This window comes from Ruminococcoides intestinihominis, from assembly GCF_040096285.1.
GTDB lineage: Bacteria > Bacillota > Clostridia > Oscillospirales > Acutalibacteraceae > Ruminococcoides > Ruminococcoides intestinihominis.
In genome coordinates, this window is sequence record NZ_JBBMEY010000064.1 from 1 (window position 1) to 7685 (window position 7685).

Annotated in this window: 7 protein-coding genes and 5 tRNA genes; all 12 read right to left on the minus strand. The window is 35.7% G+C overall.

The features are described from left to right. Positions 1-218 precede the first annotated feature (218 nt). Positions 219-293 (minus strand) — tRNA-Cys (locus tag WMO18_RS10185). Positions 294-347: 54 nt separating this feature from the next. Next, positions 348-423, minus strand: a tRNA-Gly gene (locus tag WMO18_RS10190). Positions 424-428: 5 nt separating this feature from the next. Further along, positions 429-504, minus strand: a tRNA-Phe gene (locus tag WMO18_RS10195). A gap of 6 nt (positions 505-510) precedes the next feature. Beyond that, positions 511-587: transfer RNA gene (locus WMO18_RS10200), tRNA-Asp, on the minus strand. 6 nt (positions 588-593) lie between these two features. After that, positions 594-669, minus strand: a tRNA-Val gene (locus WMO18_RS10205). Between the two features lie 111 nt (positions 670-780). Next, positions 781-1653: an Hsp33 family molecular chaperone HslO gene (gene hslO, locus WMO18_RS10210; RefSeq protein ID WP_367286580.1), complete on the minus strand. Its 873-nt coding sequence runs from the start codon at positions 1651-1653 to the stop codon at positions 781-783. Between the two features lie 2 nt (positions 1654-1655). Continuing rightward, a complete protein-coding gene (locus WMO18_RS10215; protein ID WP_211148080.1) occupies positions 1656-2399 on the minus strand; it encodes a class I SAM-dependent DNA methyltransferase in 744 nt (247 codons plus the stop codon). Between the two features lies 1 nt (position 2400). Next, positions 2401-2715 carry a YerC/YecD family TrpR-related protein gene (locus WMO18_RS10220; RefSeq protein ID WP_211148081.1) on the minus strand — a complete coding sequence of 105 codons (315 nt, stop codon included), beginning with the start codon at positions 2713-2715 and terminating at the stop codon, positions 2401-2403. A gap of 77 nt (positions 2716-2792) precedes the next feature. Then, entirely contained in the window at positions 2793-3575 is a 783-nt protein-coding gene (gene sigG / locus WMO18_RS10225) for an RNA polymerase sporulation sigma factor SigG (RefSeq protein ID WP_022504798.1), read from the minus strand. Positions 3576-3634: 59 nt separating this feature from the next. Then, entirely contained in the window at positions 3635-5026 is a 1392-nt protein-coding gene (locus WMO18_RS10230) for an Ig-like domain-containing protein (RefSeq protein WP_367286581.1), read from the minus strand. 93 nt (positions 5027-5119) lie between these two features. Continuing rightward, entirely contained in the window at positions 5120-6316 is a 1197-nt protein-coding gene (locus WMO18_RS10235; RefSeq protein ID WP_348982024.1) for a DNA recombination protein RmuC, read from the minus strand. 66 nt (positions 6317-6382) lie between these two features. Continuing rightward, positions 6383-7303 carry a S1 RNA-binding domain-containing protein gene (locus WMO18_RS10240; RefSeq protein WP_022504795.1) on the minus strand — a complete coding sequence of 307 codons (921 nt, stop codon included), beginning with the start codon at positions 7301-7303 and terminating at the stop codon, positions 6383-6385. Positions 7304-7685 lie beyond the last annotated feature (382 nt).

Genomic DNA, 7685 nt, shown 5'->3' on the forward strand with positions numbered 1-7685 from the left:
TTCTTCCAATTTACAAGCGACAGCTCCCTTTACACAAGGGAGCCTTATTTGCTAAAATTTAACACTTTACATTTAGCACTACAAACCTAAATTTGTTGAATTGTTTTTAGATTAGCACAATAAGAATTGGCAAACCCAAATTTATCGAATTAACCTTTACGGACAACTAAATAAAAAAACAAAAGTAAAAAGCCAACCCTATTGGGTTGGCTCTTAATTGGAGGCGTCACCCAGATTTGAACTGGGGAATCAGAGTTTTGCAGACTCGTGCCTTACCACTTGGCTATGACGCCATATTGACTTTTAATACAAAAAGCACCAAAGGTTTGAGGTTTAGTGCTTTTTAGTGGAGCGGATGACGGGGCTCGAACCCGCTACCTCCACCTTGGCAAGGTGGCGCTCTACCAGATGAGCTACATCCGCATTTATGGTGCCTCCGGGCGGAATCGAACCACCGACACGGGGATTTTCAGTCCCCTGCTCTACCGACTGAGCTACAGAGGCAAATTTTGGCGACCCGGATCGGGTTCGAACCGACGACCTCTAGCGTGACAGGCTAGCGTTCTAACCAACTGAACTACCGGGCCAAAATTTGGTGGGAACAACAGGGCTCGAACCTGTGACCCCCTGCTTGTAAGGCAGATGCTCTCCCAGCTGAGCTATGCTCCCACATTGTCGCCGTGTTTTTTGTTGTTCATCAGCGACAAGCATTATATTACAGTATTTCTTTCTATTTGTCAACACTTTTTTTAATTTTTTTTAAAAAAATTTTTAAGGGTGTTATTTAGTGTCGATTATCTTCTGTAATTCTTCCTTTGTAAATACATACTTTTTGTTGCAGAAATGGCATTCTGCCTGAAGTTCTCCTTGGTTCTTAACTATATCTTCAAGTTCTTCCTTAGACATACCGGTAACAATGTTCTCGATTTTCTGTCTATTACAATTGCAGTAATAGCCTACTTCATATTCATCAAGAACATCAACTTCATAACCCTTTAGAAATTTTTCTGCCATCTGAACAGGAGTTAACCCATCAGCCAACATTTGGGTAACACTAGGTACTGACTTTAGATTTTCTTCTATTCTGTCAATATCACTTTCAAAAGCACCGGGTAACATCTGTAGCAGTACACCACCGGAAGCAAGAACCATACCTTTTTTATCAATTAATACACCTAAGGCACATACTGTTGGAATCTGTTCACTTGTTGCGTAGTAGCTTGCAATATCCTCAGCAATTTCACCACTAAGTAAAGGCACTCTGCCAATATAAGGTTCACCTGCACTCTCATCACGCATAACATTAAGTGTACCATGACCTACTGCTTTACCAACATTAATATGACCGTTCTCATAATATTCGGTAGGGCAATTAGGGTTAGAAACATAGCCTTTAACATGACCTTTAGCATTTGCTACTGCTGTAACAAGTCCAAGTTCACCGTCACCTGCTACCTGTAAATTTAAAGTAGCCTTAGGGTTCTTTAGCATTGCACCCATAATTGAAGTGGCAGAAAGCAATCTGCCTAGTGCTGCTGTAGCTACAGGTGAAGTGTTATGTATTTTTTGTGCAGTAAAAACTGTTTCTGTTGAGTCAATGGCAGCAGCCATAACTGCTCCATCATGGGTAATACATCTTGTAATCTTATCCATAATCAAACTTTCCTTGCTATTATAATAATTCTTTCTTCGTTATCTTTCGGTGGTTCTGTAGTTAAATCTCCAAAGACACCATCAACAACAAAGTTGTATTTTTTTAAAACCTTTTCCACAAATTCAAGAGAATAGGCTCTCTCACTAAAACTTTCGCTATATCTTTCGTACAAATCTTCTTCCTTAATAAAGAAATCAAGGTCAATATCCACAATGTCATTTTCTTGCAAGGTATTTTGCCATGCCAAGAAAACTTCATCTGTTTCAAATACAAAGGAATTGTTAGCCAGAACCTTTCTATGCTTATAAAGGGTATTTAGGTCAAACAAAAAGTAACCACCCTTGTTCATAAACAGAGAAACTCTCTCTATAGCCTTAGTGAAAACCTTTTCATCCACAATATGGTTTAGACTGTCTAAGGTACAAATACAAGTATCAATTGTACCATACAAGTCAAGGGACTCCATCCTCTGACACAAATAAAGAATGTTAAGACCTTTTTCCATAGTCTTTTGCTGAGCAACGGTAAGCATATCGTAGCTACCGTCAACACCATAAACATCAATGCCTTTTTCTTTAAGCAACATAGTCATTGTACCTGTGCCACAAGCTAAATCAAGGGTTAGTCCTAAATCGTGATTAAAATTCTTTTCAAGAACATTAACAATATAATCTGCTCGTTTTTCGTACTCAACATTATCTGTTAAGCTATCGTAAAAATCAGCAAACATTTCGTAAGATGGCATTTTATTTATCCTCAGCTTTATCTTCTTTTTTATCAAAAATTCTGCCGAAAACCATTTCGTAACCGTCACTACCATAGATTAAGCTACGGTTAACTCTGCTGATTGTGGCAGTTGATGCACCGGTCTTTGCTACAATGTCACTATACACCTTTTTGTCAGTTAACATCTTGGCTACAACAATTCTTTGTGACATTGCCTTTAGCTCAGGAACTGTACATAAATCCTCAAAAAAGTTGTAACATTCCTCTTCATTCTTTAGGCTTAAAATAGCCTTAAAAAGCAAATCAGTTGCTTCGTCTTTTATTTTATTGTTCATAAGTAATAACCTCCGTTACTTTCACACACTAAAATTTTAACACACTAAATTTTGAAAGTAAAGGAGGTTTTATATTTTTACATATCTTTTTTTATTTGATTTAAAGCACCTTTCTCAATTCGTGATACTTGGGCTTGGCTGATGCCGATTTCTTTGGCTACTTCCATTTGGGTTTTGCCCTTAAAAAATCTCAGTGAAAGTATTTTCTTTTCTCTATCGCTAAGGTTCTTTAATGATTCTTTAAAAGAAATTTCTTCCAGCCAATTACTGTCGGAATTGTTGTTGCTTAGCATATCCATAACATAGATTGTATCATCACCGTCCGAGAACACCGGTTCATACAGTGAAACAGGCTCTACAATTGCTTCTAAAGCAAGAACTACAGTTTCCTTAGGTACATTCATCTCTTTTGCTATTTCTTCCACAGTAGGCTCTCTGTTGTTCTTATTTATTAGCTTTTCTTTTATCTGCATAGCATGGTAGGCAGTATCTCTCATTGAGCGACTAACCCTTAAAGCATTGTTGTCCCTTAGAAATCTTCTGACTTCACCGATAATCATAGGTACACCGTATGTTGAAAAACGAACATCAAGACTTGTATCAAAGTTATCAATTGCCTTTATCAGACCGATTACACCTACTTGAAAAAGGTCATCAAGGTTTTCTCCACGATTGGTAAACCTTTGAATTACCGAAAGTACAAGTCGTAGGTTGCCTTTAATCATTTTATCCCTAGCAACTTTTCTTTCTTTTTCATTTCCCTCCCTCATAATTTTCAGAAGTTCTTTCTTTTCTTTTTCTTTTAGCACCTTTAATTTGCCGGTATTTACACCACAAATCTCAACCTTGTTATACTGCAAAAAAATCCCCCCTGACAATCTTTAATAAAAGTATTGCCCGGAGGGATTATTTTCATTCATTAATTTGTATTCTTAACTTTTGTAACCTTGCTACCTGAACCAAAGTCTACTGACCAAGTACCACTTGACTTAACTACTATAAAGTAGCTTTTGTTCTTATTTAATGTTGCGCTTACTGTACCTTCGTAATCATCAATTTCATCACAAAGAACACCTATCTGCTTACCTGTTTCATCAAATAGAAATACAGTAAAGTCATCATCGCCTTTGTTCTTTAGCTTAACGGTTTGCTTATTATCTGTACCTGTAAACATTTTTGATACACATTCACCACTACCTGTAATGTTGTCTGTACCGTCATATGTTATAGCTTTAATCTTAATAGTCCATTTACCTGTAGCAGCGACCTTGATTGTTGCATCTTCTATACCGTCACTTTTACCTTTAGCATAAAGGTTAGTACCTGTATATTTACCGGTAGTATCAACATATGTATATACTCTGCCATCACCATCAGAACCTATTACAGTAAATGTACCTTTGCCTTCATGGGTCATTGTAATTGCATAAACACCTTTTGTAACAGTAACATTAGATAAAGTTTTGTTGCCGTTACCTGAGAACTTCAAATCTTCTTGAGTTACAATTACCTTGCAGTAGTCATACTTATTATTCTTAGTAGTAGCATAGATTTTGCAAGAACCTGTCTTTTTACCGGTTACTTTACCTTTGCTGTCAACTGTAGCAATAGACTCATTTGATGATTCCCACATTACATCTTTATATGCAGTATTGTCAGGTTTAACTGTTGCAGAAAGCTGAACACTTTTGTTAGTACCCACATTTACAGAATGTTTATTAATAACAACACCTGTAGGCTTAACCTTTACAATAACCTTACATTTAGCTTTTAGTCCGTTTGAGCTTGTTGCAGTAATTGTACATTCACCTGCATCTTTGCCTGTAACCTTGCCGTTTTCAACTGTAGCTACTTTTGTATTGCTACTTTCCCATTCAATAGAATTGTTAGTAACATTCTTAGGTGTAATAGTATAAACAAGATTTTCTGTTGCACCTAACATTAATGTAAACTTAGATTTATTCAGTGTTAGCTTTGAAGCCAAAACATTATCAACAGTAACCTTACATTCGTCACTTACACCGTTACTTGTAAAGGCTTTTACTGTTGCTTTGCCCTCACCTACTGCTGTAAGTACACCTGACTTTACCGTTACAACAGAAGAGTCTGAGGTATCCCAATACACCATAGGCTCTGCTGCATTTTTAGGTGTAACAGTTGCAGAAAGTTCAAATTTATCTTTTAGTTGTAGTTTTACACATTTATCTGACAATGTAATATCCTCAACATCAACCTTGCCACAACCACCAAGTATAGTTGTGAAAACAATAGCCAATGCTAGGACTAATGACATTGATATTATTCTTTTCATTTTATCACTCCTAGGGTAATTCTACCCCAAATAAACTTCTTTTTCAAGTAAATATACTTAAATATACTGATTGTTCAGTAATAGTTAATAAACTTAGTTCTTCTCTTCTAACTTTTGAACCTTAGAAAGCTGACTTTGGATTTTCCTTGTACGAACACCAACCAGCTTATCAAGTTCAGTATTAGCTTGATTTAGTCTTGTTTGAGTTTTCTCCAGTACATCTGCAAAAGTATCAAACTCTCTCTTAACATCATTTAGAATTTGCCATACCTCTGCACTACGCTTTTGTACTGCTAAGGTTTTAAAACCAAGTTGCAAAGAATTTAGCAATGCACCCATTGTTGATGGACCTGCTACATTTACCTTATATTCTCTCTGCAAAACTTCCACCATACCACGGTTTACAACTTCGGCATACAGTCCCTCAAATGGTAGGAACATAATTGCAAATTCTGTTGTATTTGGTGGTGAAATATATTTATCGTGAATATCTTTAGCCTCACTTTTGATAGTTCTCAGAAGATTTTTTGAACAAACTTCAATTTCTTCTTTATTGCCACTATTCATTGCATCAACCAGCTTTGCATATGTATCTCCCGGAAATTTACTGTCAATAGGAAGATATACAAAACTGTCATCATCAGCAGGTAGCTTAATTGCAAATTCTACCACATTTCTGCTACCTTTCTTTGTGGCAACATTTTCTTCATACTGTTCAGGTGAAAGAATTTCCTTTAGAATTGCAGAAAGCTGAATTTCTCCAAGGATACCTCTTGTCTTTACATTAGAAAGAACCTTCTTTAAATCCCCTACACCTACTGCAAGGTTTTGCATTTCTCCCAAACCTTTATAAACCTGTTGAAGTTGCTTGCTTACAGTTTCAAAGGATTTATTCAGCTTATTCTCTAAAGTATTTTGAAGTTTTTCATCAACGGTAGTTCTGATATTTTCAAGTTGCTTATTGTTGTCCTCTTGCATATAGGTTAACTTTTTCTCAACAGTAGAACGGATATTCTCTAGTTTCTGTTCATTTTCCATTGAAAAGGTCTTTAACCTATTTTCCATTTGTTGTAGCTGAAATTTCTGGTTTTCAGCCATATTCACTTGATTCTGATTTATCATATCAGACATTAATTTTACACTATTAACAGTATCTTGATTTAGCTTTTTGGATGCATCATATATTGCATCATCAATATTATTATTTTTATTCTTTGAAAGAACTATAACTAATACAACAGCCATTGCAACAATAGCTACTGAAAGTATAATCAAAAGCACAGTTTCCACGATAATCCTCATTTCTAATATATATAAAGAAATATTAACACAGAAACAAGGAAAATTCAACTGAAACTAAAAGGTAGATATTACTGTTTTATCACAATTTTCAGGACTGTATAAGAAAGTATCAATATGGTTGCCTTGATACATATATTCAGGTTCTTTAGGATTATATTCATATTTAAAGGTATCAATAATAATCAGCTTGATTTTCATTCTTTCCGGAATAATACTCTTGATAAATACAGATGCCTGTTCTCCTACCTTAACACCCTCTTTGCTTTCGGCTAAGCCTGCAAGGTTAGGACAAAGTTCCACAAATGCACCGTAGGACTCAACACTTCTTACAATACCTGCTACTGTTTCTCCCGGTGTAAATTTACTTGCATTTTCTTCCCATGTGCCTAAAAGTTCCTTATGAGATAGGCTGATTCTGCCACCGTCAATTGACTTAACTATAGCCTTAATATTCATCCCTACAGAAAATCTTTCTCTAGGGTGTTCTATTCTTGAAACTGAAATTGAATCAATAGGAATTAGTGCTACAATGCCACAACCTATATCTGCAAATGCACCGAAATTTTCCAGGTGGGTAATTTTTGCATCAATAATATCACCGGTTTTCAGTTTACTGATATAATTATTTTGGCATCTGATTTGTGCTTCTTCTCTTGAAAGCACTGCAATATTGTTGCCTTTAGAGTCCTTTGTAAAGCCTTTTACCACAAAGCAAACAGGTCTGTTGACCCTGGAAATAACTGCAATATCTCTTACCTTTCCTTCTCTTATACCGATAGCACCCTCCTCTCTCCTAATAATTCCCTTCATAAACCCTAGGTCAACAATTAGGTTGTGGCTTTGGTCACATACAGTTGCCCTAGCCTCAAGGATTTTTCCGTCACGCATAGCATCATTTAGGGACTTTAGACTTGAAAGTTGCTCCAAATTTTCGTATGTATCAATTCTGCGTCCTTCAGGTAAATAATCTGTCATTTTATTTCCTCCGATTGTTTTGTTACACATAATTACTATGAAATAAAGTTTGGATATATGACCTTTGGATTTTTGATTTTTTCAATTTTGTTTTTTAATTTTGATTTTTTAATTTTGATTTTGGGTTAAGGTAAGTTAGTTCTGCAAATTAGGGTTTTTCAATTTTGTCTGTGGGTAAAGATAAATTTGATAAATTGGGATTTGTAGAGTTAGAACAGACCTTGTTTTGTGATAGATATTTAGAATTAGTAGAAACCATCCAGTCTCCCTTGTGTAAAGGGAGATGTCAGCGATAGCTGACAGAGGGATTGTCTAGTAGGCAGTAATAGATAGATAAAATTTAGATAGGAAAACAAAACCTATTATATATCTATCGAATAAA

What these genes read in the sequence shown, in the direction of transcription:
- WMO18_RS10240 (WP_022504795.1), bottom strand. Translation starts at nt 7,303, where the DNA reads ATGACAGATTATTTACCTGAAGGACGCAGAATTGATACATACGAAAAT.
- WMO18_RS10230 (WP_367286581.1), bottom strand. Translation starts at nt 5,026, where the DNA reads ATGAAAAGAATAATATCAATGTCATTAGTCCTAGCATTGGCTATTGTT.
- hslO (WP_367286580.1), bottom strand. Translation starts at nt 1,653, where the DNA reads ATGGATAAGATTACAAGATGTATTACCCATGATGGAGCAGTTATGGCT.
- WMO18_RS10220 (WP_211148081.1), bottom strand. Translation starts at nt 2,715, where the DNA reads ATGAACAATAAAATAAAAGACGAAGCAACTGATTTGCTTTTTAAGGCT.
- WMO18_RS10215 (WP_211148080.1), bottom strand. Translation starts at nt 2,399, where the DNA reads ATGCCATCTTACGAAATGTTTGCTGATTTTTACGATAGCTTAACAGAT.